Origin of the sequence: Brytella acorum (assembly GCF_029309905.1) — a bacterium.
GTDB lineage: Bacteria > Pseudomonadota > Alphaproteobacteria > Acetobacterales > Acetobacteraceae > Brytella > Brytella acorum.
In genome coordinates this window covers 20078-35494 of record NZ_JARBJP010000001.1, presented here as the reverse complement: position 1 = coordinate 35494, position 15417 = coordinate 20078, and the positions used below count along the sequence as shown (strand labels likewise).

Here is a 15417-nt window from a genome sequence, read left to right as displayed (position 1 = left end):
TGTTTGAACGTCGGCCCTCGCCATCCGTCATGTCGGGCGGCTTGCAGACCGGACATCAGGCGCGCCGGACCTCGACGCCTACGTTGCTGACGATCTGCCGAATGCGTGCTGCGAATCCACCGGGATCCGCCGCCTTGCGAACGGCCTGCCGCGCGCCGTCAGAGAGGCGTCGCCACAGATCCGCATCTTCATAAAGCCGCAGCACGGCTTCCGCAAACTCCTGCGGGATGCCTGGATCCGCGACGAGGCACGAGACGTTGCTTTCCCATCCAAGCTGCGCCGCGAGGTCGCGACCGATGACGGCTGGCAGACCGAAACCCGCAGCACGAACAACTTCATAGGGCAACCCGGCCGAAACCCGCGACGGCGCCACCATCACCCGAGACTTCGCATACAGAATGGACAGATCGCGCGCGGACACGATGGGATCCACGCGCGGATAGTAAGACAGTCCCAGAAGGTCGACCCCGTCCGCCCTGAAACCTGCGATACGAAGCGTCGCACCCTCAGGCAGAACACGATCCAGCATTGGCATGGAGTGGCGCACGAACAGATCAAGTCCGTCATGTACGGCGTCTCCAGGTCCGTACAGGGGCAACGCATGCAGCAGCCCGCTTCGCCCCTCAAATGTGGGAACATTGACTGGCTCCGCGGCGGACATGCCAAGCGTGAGAGGTTCAACCCCTGACGCATAACGAATGAACGCCGCATCCTCGTTCTGGAGAGCGAGCACGCTTTGGCAAAGCCAGTCGTCGCCGATGTCGGCCTGCAGATCGGTGAGAAGCCGGGAACGGTCGTCGAGACCACCGATCAGCCGACGCCGATGCCCCTCGATCGCGCCCATCCGTCCGACATCAAGGACCATGTTGGCCTGCGGCAGACCCGACGCCATCCGATGGATATCGACCTGGACGCGGCGCAACGTTCTGTGTCCGGCAAACCAGATACAGTCGAAAACGTCGGCCCGCTCATGCAGGAAATCCGGCAAACCCGCGTGGAAGCGATGGCGTATCACTTCGACGGTGAGCGGGAAGTCCGCGACGAGGGGCGCCGTCGGACCGATCACCTCATCCAGCGAGTAGACCGTGACGCACAAACCGGCACGCGCCATCGCCGCGATGATGTCGCCATCACGCGCGAACATGCCCCCCAGATGAGGTGCGGGCAGCCGCTCGCAGAGAAAAAGGACGTGCGATCCCTTCGATGCCCAACGCGCGCGTTCCCGCATACTGTCCACACCCAACGGATGCGACCCGAGCAAACGGCGAAAACGGTCGCGCAAGGCCGCCGAGACGGAAGACGCCGAGGTCGCCGAAGATGACCGGGACGGACCGTAAGCCAGAAATCCCGGCTCGTATCGCACCTGCGCGCCCCGTTCCGTGACCAGCAGACACAAGGCGACCATCAAGGCCGCCCATTCCGTAAGGGAAGCGGGAAGATCGGCGTTCCGGACGAGGTCGGCATCGAGCAGCAGCGGCGCATTTCCGCCACCGTGGCACGCGCGCGCGAAGCCGATTTCCGAGGCGAACGGTTCCAGCCCATAGCCGCAACGCTCGACCGTCCCGTCCCGAAACACCGAAATACCCGCTTCGATCACTGTGCCTTCGCCGCCGACCAGCTGGCCCGCGACGGCACCGACGTGACGTTGCCGAAGCGTATCCAGCGCGGCGTCCAGCGCGCCATAGGACAGTCTTACGCCGGGCTCCAGAAGCAGGACGGGGCCGGTTTTTCCTTCGAGCGCCGCATCGATGCAAGCCTTCAGCGTATTGGTGCGCCGACACGATACATAGCGCATCCCCCGCACGAACGGGTGCAGTTCCGCCTTCAGGTCCACCGAGCCGCAATTCAGAACCGTCACGGCGATCCGTGCGGAAGTGCTGCCGTGAAGAGCCACCAGCGTCGCGATGACGGGCAGGAACGTATCACGCACCGGCAGGACGACCGTAACATCATATTCCTGATGGGCGTGGAAATGGATTGGTGTACGCGCGAGCACCGGAAGCATCGTTCGTGTGTGCTCGGCGACCAGGAAGGTCGTCTGAGCGTCCGATAGCGGTACCGCGGGCACAGTGGTGCTCGCGTCGGTCTGGCGGAGCGTGTCCGCGATCCAGCACGCAAACGCATCGGGGAAACGCCCGTCCGCGACGGGAATCCGCACGTCCGATCGGGCTGCATAGGCGCCGAGGTCCAACCCCTCGCACGGGCGACGGCCTTCGTGGACGCCATGAGCCATGAAATGCGCGAAGCCATTACGGAACGTGCCCTGCCGCACCGTTCCCGCGACGTCCGGATAGGTCGCGAGATAGAAGGCCTCGCTAAAATAGGGATTGGGATCAAAAGCTTCCGGCGCGGCATTCGTCAGATAATGATGGAGCAGATTGACATAATGCCCTTCATCCACGGCAGCGGAAGCCGCCGGATAGGTGCGGCCATACCATTCCGGATCGAAATACCAGCTTGTTCGCAGTGAGGCCGCCGGCCCCGCTTCCAGAAAGAAGCGATAGCCGCCGTAATGCCCGTCATGAGCGAGGCGCGCCTCTTCGCACGAAACCCTGAAAACGCCCGGGTCGAAAAATGGGTGCGCGGAGCGTCCGTCCTCGTCGCCGATGGCGAGGTAGTGGTCATATCCGTTCGCGTATCCCGCCCGCTGCACCGCCGTCAGCGTCAGGTCAGGATTACGTCGGAAATAATGCCCCTCCGAAAAGAGCCAGTGCGGATCGCGACGAGCAAAACCACTCTCGCGATAATGCATGAAGCCCGTCCCGAATATGCCAAGTCCGATCCCTGCTCTCACATCGGCATTGACGCTGACATACCATGCCTCATCGAAGAGGCGATTCGGCGCGAATTCCATGCCTTCGGCCCGCCAGAAGTCTTCCAGCGCCGCGTCGGTCAGGGAGCCGTCAGTGGCGGCTTCCAGACGCTCGCGATAACGCTCACGAAACCAGGGCGCATCCATGATCGCCCATTGGGGCGTGTACCCGTCGTCGGGTTGCGATGCCTCCGGGACGTAGGCATTTTCCATCAGAAAATCCGAACTGAAGAGCGACGGAACCGCATGAGGTTCAGGCGCGCGCACGCCGCGAATGCCACAAGGCGACAAAATCGACCGGCTGGATATTGGCAACGGGGAAACCGGCCTCCCGCACCAGTGTCAGCAGGAGGGAACGCGCGGCGGGGAAAATCATGCGCGGCGCATCGATCAGCAGCAGAGTTTCCAGGTTCTCCTGCTGCCCCGGTGCCACGCGAAACAACCCGGCATAAGAAATGTCCGCTTCATAGACCGAGACTGGCGCCGCAGCCGCATCGGAACCCGGCGTCACATGCCCCTGAGCGCGCATGACCAGCGTGACCTCGAAGTCAGGCTGGTTTTCCGCGAGCTGGCGGGCGGAAACATCCACCACAAGCCGGACATTTGGCGGAGTTCCATTGACAAGGGCAAAAACGGCTGGCGTGTTGGCAACGGTCAGCGCCGCGGAACGCACGTATTGGTTGCCGACGACCAGCGCTGGTTGCGCCTGATGCGCGGCGCCCCCGATCGAATCAGTGCCGGATTGTCTGGAACTCAATATTTCATACTCCCGAGAGCCGTGTTTCGAAACGTGAAAAGCATTCGCGCCAGAATGACTGAAGTAGATCCATTATCTGTCATGGTCGCCGACACTTGACCAGTCCGTATTATTCGGAAACGCGTCCCCGGAGAAGCCCCAACGCCGGAAGAGGACGCCAGGAGCGCGGAAGTTCGGCGCGGGCGATCTTGCGGATCGTGTAGGCCGGAAGGGGCTGCGCTTCGCCGATCAGAAAACGTGCATAGGCCACCACCTGCTGCATGCGCCAGGCAAGGTCCGCACGCGCCGCATCCTGCGTTGCATGGACATCGGCGATCCGGGTCCGGCGTCCCTGCCGTGCGATGACGGCCCATAATGTATCGGTCTGAGGCAGAGGAGGCCGAAAGGCGATGATCTCGCTCACGTGACGATACTCCCCGATCTCCGCACGGGCTTCGTGCGTTAAGCGTTCAGCTTGCCGATGAACGACATGGGCTGTAAAGCCGAACAGGCTCGACAGCGCATCAATATCCTTCAACAGATCACGAGGTTTTTCATGCTGCGGCTCCTTATTATTGTTCTGTTCCTGGTGGTGCTGATCGTTTTCGCGCTAAGCAACCCGGATCCCGCCACATTGTGGGTCGTGTCTTATGGCTGGCAACTGGCGCTGGGCGTCTTCACACTCGGCGTCGGCGTTGCGAGTTTCGTCGTGGGGGCGTTCGTAATGTGGGTCGGCGAGTTGCGCCAGCGAACCCGTGCGCGACACGCCGAGAACGAGGTCCGCAAGAAAGACGTCGAGATTTCGTCGCTGCAGCAGCGCCTCATTCAGGCGACAGCGCCGACGACGACAGCTTCGTCACATGGCCAGGCGTTGCCAGTCTCCGGTCCTCAGGGCTGAGCCATGCGTCACACCCGCCTCATCGCTGCCCTCGACACACAAAGCGTCGAACAGGCGCTCTCCTGGGCACGGATGCTGGATGGACAGGTCGACGCCATCAAGCTCGGTCTGGAGTTTACCTATGCGTGCGGCCTGGACGCCGTCAGACAGGTCGCGCATGACCGGGCTCTGTTCCTCGACCTCAAACTGCATGACATTCCCAATACGGTTGCCAAGGGATTGAGCAGTCTCGCGCCCCTCGGCGCCTCGATGCTGACCATCCACGCCTCCGGGGGCCGTGCCATGATCGAAGCCGCCCGCGCGGCTCTGGAACAGACAACACTCGCTGCCGCACACCGTCCCCTTCTTCTGGCCGTCACAGTCCTGACGAGTCTCGACGAGCCGGGACTACGCGAAACCGGCGTGAACGCGACACCGCGCGAGCAGGTTCTGCACCTTGGCAGGCTGGCAATGGCATCGGGGGCGGACGGACTGGTCTGTTCGGCGGAAGAGATCGCTCCCTTGCGTGACGCGCTCGGAGACGCGCCGGTTCTCGTCGTACCCGGAATCCGTCCCGCGGGCAGCAGCGCGGACGACCAGAAACGCATCATGACCCCAGCGCAGGCTACCAGAGCTGGAGCCAACTGGATCGTCGTGGGGCGTCCAATCACCCGCGCCGGCGATCCGGCCGCTGCGGCCGCCGCCATTCAGGACGAACTGCGCAGTGCCTGAAAACTGGCCCTGCCTTGCGGACAGACCCGGCGTCAAAATATGCGGTCTGAATGACGATGCCAGCGTGCAGACCTCCATTGAGGCCGGGGCGGACTGGCTCGGCTTCGTCTTCTTCGAACGCTCCCCACGCCACCTCGCCCTGGATGAGGCCAGACGGCTGACCCGACGGGCCGAAGCGCTGAAGGGGCGCCGGGTAGGTCTTTTCGTGAAACCTCTGGACGATGAGATCGCGCGAGTCCTTGATGTCGCGGAACTCGACATTCTCCAGATTTACGACATACCGGAACGGGCCGAAACGCTCCGGGCACGGTTTGCGCGCCCTGTCTGGCTGTCCTGCGGAATCTCGGCCCGCGACGACCTGCCTCAAATCACACGTCTTGACGGGCTGATCATAGAAGCCAGACCGGATGACCATGCTGCGCGCCCCGGCGGGAACGGACAGTCGTTTGACTGGTCTCTCACGGCGGGATGGTCGTCACCCGCTCCCTGGCTGCTTGCTGGAGGTCTCAGTCCCGAGAACGTCGCAACCGCGCTCGCAGCCTCCGGCGCCCGTGCCGTCGACGTGTCCTCGGGCGTGGAGAGCGCGCCGGGAAAAAAATCCCCGGAGCTGATCAGAAAGTTCATTAAGGCCGCGAGAGGCTATTGCCTTCCCCTACGGAATTGATATGTTCCGCCCCGCTCTGCGGAGAGATGGCCGAGCGGCTTAAGGCGCACGCTTGGAAAGCGTGTGTGCGTTAATAGCGTACCGTGGGTTCGAATCCCACTCTCTCCGCCACGACCTGCTCTCACCCCGTCTCATTCTGTCTCAAAACCCTTGCTTTCTGTGGGGTTTCCGACATTCTGATGTCTCATTCGTTCTCACTTTGTCTCATCCTGTCTCGTTTTGGACCGGGTATACAGCGGGTATAATTTGACAAGAAACCGGGTAGAGCAGAATGCTTACGGACTCGCAGGTTCGCGCGGCCAAGCCGAAAGACAAGCCTTACAAACTGGCGGACGCGGGAGGCTTGTATCTCCAGGTCACTCCTTCCGAAGGCAAGCACTGGCGCTGGCGGTATGAGCGGGGCGGCAAGGAAAAGACATACACCATCGGATCATACCCGGATGTGCGCCTGCCCGATGCCCGGTCCGAACGGGACGAAGCGCGCAAAGCGTTGAAGGCCGGGCGCGACCCATCGCGGGAAAAGAAGCTCCTGCACGCAGTCAGCAAGATTAACCCGGATCAGACATTTTTCGCCACCGCGCGAAATTGGTTCGACCAGAGAAAGCCTCTCTAGACGGCCCGGCATGCGGACGACGTGTGGCGGAGCCTGGAACGCGACGTGTTCCCACCGCTCGGCGAAATGCCCGTCAACTGTCGGTGGCAAAAAAGTTTGATGAAAGCCGGAAATATATAACACAATATTATCAATGTGTTATCACGACGAATAATGAAAAAGTTTGATGGATGGTAGCATTCAGATCGTAAAAATATCAGATCGAGCATTTAGAGCGTCAGGCACCACGAACAGAAAAAGTCCTTGTTTTTCGTGGTGTTACGAAATTTTTTATTAATGTCACTGCCAGTGAGGTCACCCCTCAAGGCGGAATGTCACGTTCCGCCTTGAGGATAGAAAACGCAATTGCGTGTCCCATTTAGATACGCGGAATACGATCCTGAGAATCAGTGATTAGCTTTTTGCAGGATTTGATCATATCTGGCTCCATTATGATGGCCATTAGATCGAGCATATCTTTTTTATTTATCCGTTCTCTGGAAGAATTTGGCATTTCACTAGATGCTCTTATATATAAAGCAACCATAGATCTTCTGAAGGATTCAAATATAAGCATAAGAATGGAAAACGGGAGCGGAATTCCAGCATCTTCTTGATACTCAAGATTCATTTTATCTGTAAATCCAGATGAAATATTATATATTATATCGTCCGCCTTTTTATCTACTGATCCTATATGAACAATATTTTTGCTTTCATCATCATTTGGTATTTCGCCTTCACCAAGCAAAACCCAATTTATATCAATTCCCATGCGCCCCATTTTTTGAAGCGCATCTGCGCCAGGCAAGCGAGAGCCTGATAGATAATCTTGAAGCGTCCGATAGGGAATAGCCGCCCTCTTGGAGAATTCTCGGAGTGACCATCTTGCGGCGTCGTCACTTTGTTGCTGGGGAAGAAGCGATATTGCGTGCCTCAAGCGTAAGTCGATGCCGTTTATTGCACTTTTCTCTTCCATGGCACGCAATCCTGCACTATGTATGTTCGTATGGAACATGCCTATAGCACAGAACCTGCGCAATTGCACGTCGAGCCGGGAGAGAACCTGCTGGCGGCCGTGAGAGCTTCGTTTGTGAGGCGTGGAACATCACTTAGCGCGTGGTGCGCCACACATGGCGTTTACCGACAAAATGCGCGCGACTGTCTACTAGGAAAATGGAACGGCCCTCGCGCCATCAAACTCCGGGATAGACTCACGGCTACTTTGAGAGAAGAAAGATAAGCGCAATTGCACATCATTACGTGCTGGCGTTGTCTTTGCGCGGTCTTCCACTCGGGAATGGAGAGTATTTTCCCCTCTCAAGCAGAGGTGTTCGGCTCTTTCTGGTTCGTACAGGTTACGTCATTAGAAATATTCCAACAGGAACGGGTAATGGGGTCGCCGTGGAATGGGCGTCTCTTCCTGAAGAGACCCAGATTGCTCTCATTCAGCGCAGCCACGGCATAAACCCCGAGGACGGTCCGGACGAAGCAGCATGGACGGCCTATGGCCGGAAGTCGGTCGTCGTTCAGGCTGACGCTGAACGGGCTTTCGCCGCGATGGTTCAGTTCGAGCAGTTGCTCGCAGACGGTCTCACCATCGGGGAGGCAACCGCCCAGGTCTGCCGTGAGACAGGCCGGAGCCGCCCCACCATCGAGCGGATGCGCGCGAAGATCAGGGATGTCTCCCGCGCGAACTGGCTCCCGGCCCTGTCCGGAAAATACGAGGGATGTGGGCGGCATCGCACCGATACGTCGGACGAGGCATGGACTTACTTCCTCTCCATTCTGAAGGAGAGTGCCGCGAGATATACGGTCGCCACCGCCTATCGGGACACCGCGAAACTCGCGGAATTGCGGGGATACCCATGGCCCAGCTACTCCACGATTCTCGGTCGATGGAAAGAAATCCCCGCCGGGGAGCGAGCTCTTATCAAAAGCGGCATACGAGCCCATGCTAAGACCATTCCGCCTATGGTGCGCACCATCGCTCACCTTCAGGCTATGCAGATCGTCAATCTTGACGGTCGGCAGGCGGATTTCTTTGTCCGCTGGAACGACGGCACAGTCAGCCGTCCGATTGTTATTGCGATCCAGGACGTCCATAGCCGCATGATGCTGGGATGGCGCTTCGCCAAGACCGAAGACTCCGACACCACCAAGGCGGTCATCCTGGATGTTATCGACCGCTATGGCATCTTTGATGAACTGCGGACTGACAATGGGCGTGCATTCACCAGCAAAAAGATCGCGGGCGGTGCAGGACATAGGTTCCGAGGGAAGAAAACAGCGAGCAATACAGAAGAAATACGCGGCATCCTCGCCTGGATCGGATGTAAGTTCGGCACATCCAAGCCCGCGCACGGTCAGTCGAAGCCAATCGAGCGTGGTTTCCGTGACGTCGCAGAACAGATTGACGCCCGTTTTGAGTTCAAAGGCGCTTATTGCGGCCATCGTCCGGACGCGAAGCCGGAAGACTTCACGGGAGCGCCAATCGCCATTGATGATGCGGAGGCGATCTATAACCGTGAATTGCGGGAACACAACGAACGTGCAGGTCGCCGGACGGAAATGGGCAAGGGTAAAAAGTCCTTTGAAACGGTCTTTAACGAGAGTTTCAAGCACCGTATCCGCAAATGCCTGACAGCCGCCCAGCGCCGTTATTTCCTTTATGACAGAGCGCTTCTGAAGCCCAACAAGGATACAGGAGCTTTAAAAAGCAAGGGGTTCACATGGTGGTCCCGTGATCATCAGGACGTCCTGCTTCAAAACAGTCACCGCAAGGTCGCGGTTCTGTTTGATCCCAGCGATCGGAGCAAGCCAGTCATGGTGCTCGATACGGACGGCAATCTTCTGGTCGAGGCCCTTCCATGCCTGGAAAAAGGCCGTTTCGACGATACTAAAGATGCGCGGCAGGTTGCGAGAGCTAATGCTCAGATCAAAAAGGCAGATCAGAAGGCGCTTAAGGCACGCGGTCTGAAGACGATGACCGAACTCGCCGCCATTCAGAAGCGTGTCCACGCCAGCAAGCCGCTGCCGGTAGAGCCGGTATCAGAAATCAACGTCACAGCCCCCGTATTTGGTGCGCCCGGCCCGAAGCCGAAGACCGCGCCCAAAGCGAAAGGGGGCACTGTCGCTCGTTTCGAGCCGCAGCGTGACGGCTTCGAATCTTCGATCTCCCGTGGTCTCGACATGCTTGAGCGGGCGCGGAAGGCAAGACGGGCCTGAGAATGCTGGAACATTCCCAGGCCCCTAACACGGGCATTGCTGCCCTACGAACGAGGAACACGATGGCAGAAAACACCGAGAGCCCCAAGCCTGATGTCGCCGACATCCGCGCTCGGGTCAATCAGATCATTGAGGAACGCGCATTCAGAAAGGCGCTGGTGGCGCGTGAGTCTGGCATCAGCAGTGCCGCGCTTTCTCGGTTTCTCATGGATCGTTACGATGGAGACAATGTTCCGGCGATCCTGACGATCGGACATGAATTTGTCGATACAACCTCTTCGGGGCGTATCATGACTGGACTGCGCTTCACTCAGGCGACGAGAAGCCTTGTCATGATTCACGGCGAACCGGGTGTCGGGAAAACCATCACCCTGAAGGAATACAAGCAGAAAGGGGCCAGCGTCTGGCTGGTAACGATGTCGCCCGACACATCCAGCAAGGTGCCGATGTTGCAGGAGATCGGGATCACTCTCGGCTTGCCGGTCAAAGGCGGGGCGGCGGACATCCGTCGTGCCATTGTGGCGCGCGTCGTCAAAACAGGCGGCATTCTCCTGGTGGATGAAGCCCAACATCTTGACAAAGGCGCAATTGAGGAACTTCGACGCATCTTTGACGAGGGGGAAATCGGCCTTGTCGTATGCGGAAATGCCAATCTGAAGGCAAAGGTGGAAACATCAGATAATTTCAACAGCCGCATTGGTATGAAGGTCAGGCTTACGCGACCTTCCCAATCCGACGTATCGAAGCTGTCCGCCCAATACGACCTCGTCGATCCAGACGCCCTCGACTTCCTCTCCGGTATCGCACAGTTGCCCGGCGGCCTTCGTTGCGTCGTCAAGACTATTCAGCTTGCTCTCATGTCGGCGGTTGGAAACGGAACATCTTTGTCTCAACAGGACCTTGCAAGCGCCTGGTCTACCCTCGCTCTGGAGGACTGACGCCATGAATACGACGCCACTATTCAATGCCGAAACCGAGGCCATGAAACTTGGTTTCATGCTCTTCGGAACCCTTCATCTACTCCAGGAAGCCCTTGAGAGCCTACGGCAGCCGGATGATATGATGAAGCTTGTTGAAGCTGCTTGCGAAAATGTGTCAGTGGCGCACGCTCGCCTGGGAGCATTGCGGGACTCTCTCAATGAGTTGGATCGTGCCGCGCAAGGCTAAGCCACTGGCTCCGGCGAAGGTCCGGCTCGTTCAGGTGGCGCGCAAGCGTCTCGACCTGGACGAGGACACCTACCGGCTCGTCCTGATGCGGACGGCCGGTGTCGCCAGCGCACGCGACCTCTCCTCAGACGGCTTCCGCCGCGTGATGGACGAATTCGGCCGCCTCGGCTTCCAGAGCGACAGCAACCGACGGAATTTCGGCGATCGTCCAGGCTTCGCGACTACCGGGCAGGTCGCCGCGATCCGTCGCCAGTGGCACTTATATAGCGAGGGCACTGGAACCGAAGCCCAACTGGGCAAATGGCTGGAACGGACGTTCAAGGTTTCGGCTCTCCGTTTCCTGCCGGAAGATGAAGCCCGGAAAGCGCTGATCGCCCTCAAACAGATGGTCGCTCGCGGAACGCCCGTAGAGGACATCTGATGCCTCGGACGCATGTTGGTATGCCCAACGCAACTGTGCGCCGCGTAGACCCGTTTTAAAGCGTTTTATTCGCGTTTTAAAAATCAGCGCGGCTCTTCACATCGTTCGGGCACTGCTGCGGGAGAGCCGGGCGTAGAAGAAAGCCCATAGAGCAACCACCCGGTGCAATCTGTCACCGTTAAATGCTGATGACAGATGTCCCATGCTTTGCGGCATGACTTCTCTTCCCGACTCCCTTGATGGCAGCGACTATAAAGATTGTTGCACTGGCCCCAATCTGGAATGGCTCGTGGAGAACTGCGGCCCCTCTGACGTCGCTCATTTTCTGGAGAAATTCGCGGGCACGCGCATCTACATTCCAACGACCCTGAACCTCTCAGAGAAAAACGATAGCTGCGCGGTAAGGCTCATCAAGTCCTTGGGCTGGCGTTCGGCTGCCATGATTGTGGAAGGTGGGGCTGGAATGACGTGGTGCGTCCCTTTCAGTCGAACATGGCGTGTCCACCACTATCATGCCCAGGGTCTATCCAACGACGAGATTGCCCGGAAAGTCGGTTGCCATCGCCGAACGGTCTCTCGCGCTCTCTCGCGATCCAAAAATGACGAAAAACGAACGTCAATGCTCCTGGAGGAAAAATCCTGATGAGCGAACACCACCTATGCCTTGCGCTCCATACGGCGCAGGGCAGCAATGTGCCCGAGTGGGTTCATTTGGTTCCGGCTGGCACCTTCAAGGGTGAAACCGGGCCTTCCTTCTCGTTGAACGACGCCAACGAAGTTGTCGCTCGCTCTATGCCCCCTGGTGGTCGAAGCCTGCCACTCGACTACAATCATGCCCTCTATCATGCCGCCAAAAACGGTGGGCAGGCACCTGCCGCAGGCTGGATTGACCGTATGGAAGCGCGTCCGGACGGCATCTGGGGGCATGTAGAGTGGACCCCGCAGGGGCGGAGTGACGTGGCAGAAAAGCGATATCGCTTCATTTCTCCTGTCGTTGAGCACGATGTCGATGGAGACATTAAAAAAATCCTCAATGCCGCGCTCACCAATACGCCCAACCTCACGAATCTGGTCGCGCTTAATACGGCAACGACATTTGTGGACGGTGAGACGGCCCCTACCGACCTTGAGCAGTTCACCCAGGACGTTCTGAGGACGATGCAGCTTCCGCTCGATACCACGCGCGAAGTGATCCTTGAAAAACTGCGAAAAATCATGGTTTCGAAACATACGGCGGACCCGACGAAGTTCGTGCCGGTCGAGATGTTCCAGTCTCTGATGAGCCAGTATAACCGTCAGAATTCTGGTGTACCGCAGGAAGTCGCGGAAAAGCTGGTTCACCAGGCCATGCTTGGACACCAACTGCTGCCGTTCATGAAGGACTGGGCCATCAGTCTCTGCACTCAGAATTATGCGGCCTTTCAGGATTTCATTGAAGGCGCGGGAGAACCGATCAACTCGCATCTCTCCATCCTGGCGGAGCCAAACTACAGCATTCGCATGCGGCGCAAGACCAGCGAGCAAAGCCTTCCTGACAATGACGTGCTCAACAGCATGGGAATCTCGCCGGAAGATGTCCGGAAATACGGAGTGTAAAATGAATATCAATCAATCTAACATTGATGCGTTTTTTGTTGGTCTTAGCACGGCATTCAATAAGTCCCTCGCTACGGCACCAAGTTATTACAAAGATATTTCCATGGTTATTCCCAGCGCTACCCGTGTGCAAGGATATGCTTGGCTGAACAATATTCCTCGCATCCGCGAATGGATTGGTTCTCGCAGTCTCAATCAGCTTGGGAGCCAGGGTTTCCAGGTCGAAAACAAAACATGGGAAAGCACCATTGCTATCAAACGCGAGGAAATAGAGGATGACCAGCATGGTATCTATACGCCAATATTCGAGGAAATGGCCCAGGCTGCTGTAGCGCATCGGGATGAGTTGATCTTCAAGCTGCTAGGCGAAGAGTTCGTCCAGAAATGTTATGATGGGCAGAATTTTTTCGATACTGAGCACCCCGTGAATATGGACAATGCTTCTTTGCAGAAGACATGCTCCAATGTTTTCGGGTCGGGAAACTGTGCCCCATGGTTCCTTCTAGATTGTAGTCGGCCTATTCGTCCGCTGCTGTTTCAGGCACGACGTCCAGCGACTCTTGTTGCGAAAACCAATCTCCGAGACGACAATGTCTTTTTTAACAACCAGTTTCTCTACGGTGTCGATGCTCGATATAACGTCGGATATGGTCTATGGCAGACTGCTTTTGCCTGCACAGACCCTCTGACGCCATATAATTATGCCGTTGTTCGTGCTGCCATGATGAGCCAAACATCGGACACGGGCCGCCCTCTTGGCATTCGTCCCACTCATCTTGTGACCACACCGGGCAATGAACATGCCGCATTGAGGATACTACGTTCCGAGATGATTGCGGCAACCACCAATGAATGGGCCGGATCGGCAGTACCGATCATCACGCAATTCCTTCTTGAAGCCAGCAACGCAACTCCAGTGTGGAACGCAGCGGCTGACTTTATCTTGAGCCAAGCCACCTATGGGTCAGGATATGTCACAACAGCAAATGGCCAGCCACCGAGCGCGTCGGGAGGAGCATGAGAATATGAGCGGGAAGATGACGCACAACCCGCTATCTCCACCACGCCTTGAGACGGCGAAGCGCATTGTTCATCAAGGGCATCTGAAGGGCCTGGAACTGAGCAAGGGTAAGGCCATACAGATGTCGGAAGCCTTGTGGCGCAATGCACAGCGCGACAAGGCTTTCCGACTGGCGCTCGTTCGTCTGATGATCGCTACCTCACAGGTCGCGACAGTTTCGTTGTCCGAAGCGAAGGCTGTCGTGGATCAGGGGGACGCTGAGCATGGACCGCACAGCGGGGTCACGATGACACCGGCCATTCTTGCCGAACATAATCCGCTGAGTGAGGCCAAGGTCCATGCGGCGCGCGAGGTCTTCGCGTCCGCGATGCTCCGGGCAGCCGAAGCAAAGAATGGAGATGTGGACGCTTCACGTCAGCTTGTCTGGGCATGGGCGCGGCAGGACGCCGAACTCGAAACAGCCATGGTCCGGCTTGGATGCATGGGGATCAATCTGATCTGGGTTGTTTTGCCTGATCCGGTGGGCAACCCCGAAACCTTGCATTGAGGCGACGCGCCGGAGGGGCCTGCCGGGAACCCCTCATAGCGATCCCGTCCCCGAGGGGACGGTCCTACGGCAGGCAGAATAACACCGTGTCGCAGCGCGTCTTTGCAAATTATAGCACTTTTCAGTGCGTCATATAGTAAAATCGCAAAAGTGCCATCGGTTATGGCTCCTACGACAGGCGATATGATATCATGGAAAAATTTCCGAAAAATATAGCGGATTTCCTCTTGGAAATGATCACCATTCCATTCATCACATATTCAGCGATGGCTGGCGCAGTGAGGATCAAATTTGGACGTGATACCAATCTGACAGCCGCAGATATCGCGACTTTTCTTGGAACAGCCAAAAAAGGCGCGCCATATCTGCACCAACTACGCCGTGACCGCGAACTGGCGGACTGGCTGCGTCGAAATCAGACACTTGGATCGCTCGATCAGATACGAGACGCATGCGTCGACCAGTTCGGCGTGTCACGCATTCCGTCCAGATCAACGGTCGCCGCTTTCCTCAAGAGCGAGGGACGCAAACGGCGTCTTGAAGAGCGCGATTTCTTCAGTGACAAACCACAAGTCGCGGAATGGCTTCGTGAAGAATATAAAGAACATAAGACCGTTGATCTTCGCAATCTATGCCGGGAAAAATTTGGCAAGGAACTTACGCCCAGCTACGAGACCTTGCGGCGGTTTTTATGTCGCCTGCAAGGCACCAGCAGAGTGCGCCGTCACGGAATATGGATCGACGCGGAGTTGAGTGCCTGGCTGATCGAGAATGCTCCCCTCCTTCGAGGAGCTGACCTGCATACCGAGGCCGTTAAGCATTTTGGGCCGGATAGGGTGGGAAACCTGTCCGCAGTCAGGCACTTCCTTGCGTCACAGCAGAATAAAAATCTGACCCGATACAAGTCTCGTAAGCAAGTCGAAGAAGGATTGAAAATCTTTCGAGCAAAGCCAAGCGCGCCCCAAATCAAATAAGGCAGTTGGACAGGCCCTTCAAATCCCACGACGTCTCACGCAATCCCGCA

General features: G+C 57.6%; 17 protein-coding genes, 1 tRNA gene and 1 pseudogene. 15 read left to right on the top strand and 4 right to left on the bottom strand.

Annotated features, from left to right (window positions below; all coding sequences use genetic code 11):
- Window positions 1-55: 55 nt before the first annotated feature.
- The 3 genes from PWM43_RS00205 to PWM43_RS00195 form a co-directional block, all read right to left on the bottom strand.
- On the bottom strand, window positions 56-3025 hold the full coding sequence (locus PWM43_RS00205; RefSeq protein WP_289840560.1) for a glycosyltransferase: 2970 nt from the start codon (window positions 3023-3025) through the stop codon (window positions 56-58).
- Window positions 3026-3065: 40 nt separating this feature from the next.
- The gene (locus PWM43_RS00200; protein WP_289840559.1) at window positions 3066-3569 is read right to left on the bottom strand and encodes a protein-export chaperone SecB; all 504 of its coding nucleotides are present in this window, start codon (window positions 3567-3569) and stop codon (window positions 3066-3068) included.
- A gap of 109 nt (window positions 3570-3678) precedes the next feature.
- Window positions 3679-4086: a hypothetical protein gene (locus tag PWM43_RS00195; protein WP_317134974.1), complete on the bottom strand. Its 408-nt coding sequence runs from the start codon at window positions 4084-4086 to the stop codon at window positions 3679-3681.
- 18 nt (window positions 4087-4104) lie between these two features.
- Here PWM43_RS00195 and PWM43_RS00190 point away from each other — a divergent pair, with 18 nt between their 5' ends.
- From PWM43_RS00190 to PWM43_RS00170, 5 genes are all read left to right on the top strand, one after another.
- Window positions 4105-4446 carry a LapA family protein gene (locus PWM43_RS00190; protein ID WP_289840558.1) on the top strand — a complete coding sequence of 114 codons (342 nt, stop codon included), beginning with the start codon at window positions 4105-4107 and terminating at the stop codon, window positions 4444-4446.
- A gap of 3 nt (window positions 4447-4449) precedes the next feature.
- Window positions 4450-5157, top strand: coding sequence for an orotidine-5'-phosphate decarboxylase (pyrF, locus tag PWM43_RS00185; RefSeq protein WP_289840557.1), 708 nt, complete (start codon window positions 4450-4452; stop codon window positions 5155-5157).
- Window positions 5150-5821 carry a phosphoribosylanthranilate isomerase gene (locus PWM43_RS00180; protein ID WP_289840556.1) on the top strand — a complete coding sequence of 224 codons (672 nt, stop codon included), beginning with the start codon at window positions 5150-5152 and terminating at the stop codon, window positions 5819-5821. The genes pyrF and PWM43_RS00180 overlap by 8 nt, the downstream gene beginning before the upstream one ends.
- Before the next feature lie 20 nt (window positions 5822-5841).
- Window positions 5842-5932, top strand: a tRNA-Ser gene (locus tag PWM43_RS00175).
- A 160-nt stretch (window positions 5933-6092) separates the two neighbouring features.
- Window positions 6093-6434 (top strand): Arm DNA-binding domain-containing protein, encoded by a 342-nt coding sequence (locus tag PWM43_RS00170; RefSeq protein WP_289840555.1) that lies wholly within the window; start codon window positions 6093-6095, stop codon window positions 6432-6434.
- 358 nt (window positions 6435-6792) lie between these two features.
- Here PWM43_RS00170 and PWM43_RS00165 read toward each other — a convergent pair whose 3' ends face one another.
- Window positions 6793-7392, bottom strand: a complete 600-nt coding sequence (locus PWM43_RS00165; protein WP_289840554.1) for a helix-turn-helix domain-containing protein — start codon at window positions 7390-7392, stop codon at window positions 6793-6795.
- A 581-nt stretch (window positions 7393-7973) separates the two neighbouring features.
- On the opposite strand from PWM43_RS00165, the pseudogene PWM43_RS15390 reads away from it, so the two are divergent.
- From PWM43_RS15390 to PWM43_RS00125, 10 genes and pseudogenes are all read left to right on the top strand, one after another.
- Window positions 7974-8387, top strand: a pseudogene (locus PWM43_RS15390) (DNA-binding domain-containing protein); the annotation flags it as partial.
- Window positions 8388-9641 (top strand): transposase domain-containing protein, encoded by a 1254-nt coding sequence (locus PWM43_RS00160; RefSeq protein WP_289840553.1) that lies wholly within the window; start codon window positions 8388-8390, stop codon window positions 9639-9641.
- A gap of 2 nt (window positions 9642-9643) precedes the next feature.
- Window positions 9644-10579 (top strand): AAA family ATPase, encoded by a 936-nt coding sequence (locus PWM43_RS00155; protein WP_289840552.1) that lies wholly within the window; start codon window positions 9644-9646, stop codon window positions 10577-10579.
- 4 nt (window positions 10580-10583) lie between these two features.
- A complete protein-coding gene (locus tag PWM43_RS00150; protein WP_289840551.1) occupies window positions 10584-10808 on the top strand; it encodes a hypothetical protein in 225 nt (74 codons plus the stop codon).
- The gene (locus PWM43_RS00145) at window positions 10792-11229 is read left to right on the top strand and encodes a regulatory protein GemA (protein ID WP_289840550.1); all 438 of its coding nucleotides are present in this window, start codon (window positions 10792-10794) and stop codon (window positions 11227-11229) included. The genes PWM43_RS00150 and PWM43_RS00145 overlap by 17 nt, the downstream gene beginning before the upstream one ends.
- Window positions 11230-11431: 202 nt before the next feature.
- A complete protein-coding gene (locus PWM43_RS15385) occupies window positions 11432-11872 on the top strand; it encodes a helix-turn-helix domain-containing protein (RefSeq protein WP_394355996.1) in 441 nt (146 codons plus the stop codon).
- Window positions 11872-12825 (top strand): phage protease, encoded by a 954-nt coding sequence (locus PWM43_RS00140; RefSeq protein ID WP_289840549.1) that lies wholly within the window; start codon window positions 11872-11874, stop codon window positions 12823-12825. Before PWM43_RS15385 ends, PWM43_RS00140 begins: the two co-directional genes overlap by 1 nt.
- A gap of 1 nt (window position 12826) precedes the next feature.
- Entirely contained in the window at window positions 12827-13846 is a 1020-nt protein-coding gene (locus PWM43_RS00135) for a Mu-like prophage major head subunit gpT family protein (protein WP_289840548.1), read from the top strand.
- A 4-nt stretch (window positions 13847-13850) separates the two neighbouring features.
- Window positions 13851-14393 (top strand): hypothetical protein, encoded by a 543-nt coding sequence (locus PWM43_RS00130; protein WP_289840547.1) that lies wholly within the window; start codon window positions 13851-13853, stop codon window positions 14391-14393.
- Window positions 14394-14584: 191 nt separating this feature from the next.
- Window positions 14585-15367 (top strand): hypothetical protein, encoded by a 783-nt coding sequence (locus tag PWM43_RS00125; protein WP_289840546.1) that lies wholly within the window; start codon window positions 14585-14587, stop codon window positions 15365-15367.
- Window positions 15368-15417 lie beyond the last annotated feature (50 nt).

Excerpts from the sequence above, each read along its gene's own strand:
- PWM43_RS00160 (WP_289840553.1), top strand. The coding sequence starts at position 8,388 with ATGGTGCGCACCATCGCTCACCTTCAGGCTATGCAGATCGTCAATCTT.
- PWM43_RS00150 (WP_289840551.1), top strand. The coding sequence starts at position 10,584 with ATGAATACGACGCCACTATTCAATGCCGAAACCGAGGCCATGAAACTT.
- PWM43_RS15385 (WP_394355996.1), top strand. The coding sequence starts at position 11,432 with ATGCTTTGCGGCATGACTTCTCTTCCCGACTCCCTTGATGGCAGCGAC.
- pyrF (WP_289840557.1), top strand. The coding sequence starts at position 4,450 with ATGCGTCACACCCGCCTCATCGCTGCCCTCGACACACAAAGCGTCGAA.
- PWM43_RS00170 (WP_289840555.1), top strand. The coding sequence starts at position 6,093 with ATGCTTACGGACTCGCAGGTTCGCGCGGCCAAGCCGAAAGACAAGCCT.
- PWM43_RS00190 (WP_289840558.1), top strand. The coding sequence starts at position 4,105 with ATGCTGCGGCTCCTTATTATTGTTCTGTTCCTGGTGGTGCTGATCGTT.
- PWM43_RS00135 (WP_289840548.1), top strand. The coding sequence starts at position 12,827 with ATGAATATCAATCAATCTAACATTGATGCGTTTTTTGTTGGTCTTAGC.
- PWM43_RS00140 (WP_289840549.1), top strand. The coding sequence starts at position 11,872 with ATGAGCGAACACCACCTATGCCTTGCGCTCCATACGGCGCAGGGCAGC.
- PWM43_RS00130 (WP_289840547.1), top strand. The coding sequence starts at position 13,851 with ATGAGCGGGAAGATGACGCACAACCCGCTATCTCCACCACGCCTTGAG.
- PWM43_RS00165 (WP_289840554.1), bottom strand. The coding sequence starts at position 7,392 with ATGGAAGAGAAAAGTGCAATAAACGGCATCGACTTACGCTTGAGGCAC.
- PWM43_RS00125 (WP_289840546.1), top strand. The coding sequence starts at position 14,585 with ATGGAAAAATTTCCGAAAAATATAGCGGATTTCCTCTTGGAAATGATC.
- PWM43_RS00205 (WP_289840560.1), bottom strand. The coding sequence starts at position 3,025 with ATGGAAAATGCCTACGTCCCGGAGGCATCGCAACCCGACGACGGGTAC.
- PWM43_RS00155 (WP_289840552.1), top strand. The coding sequence starts at position 9,644 with ATGCTGGAACATTCCCAGGCCCCTAACACGGGCATTGCTGCCCTACGA.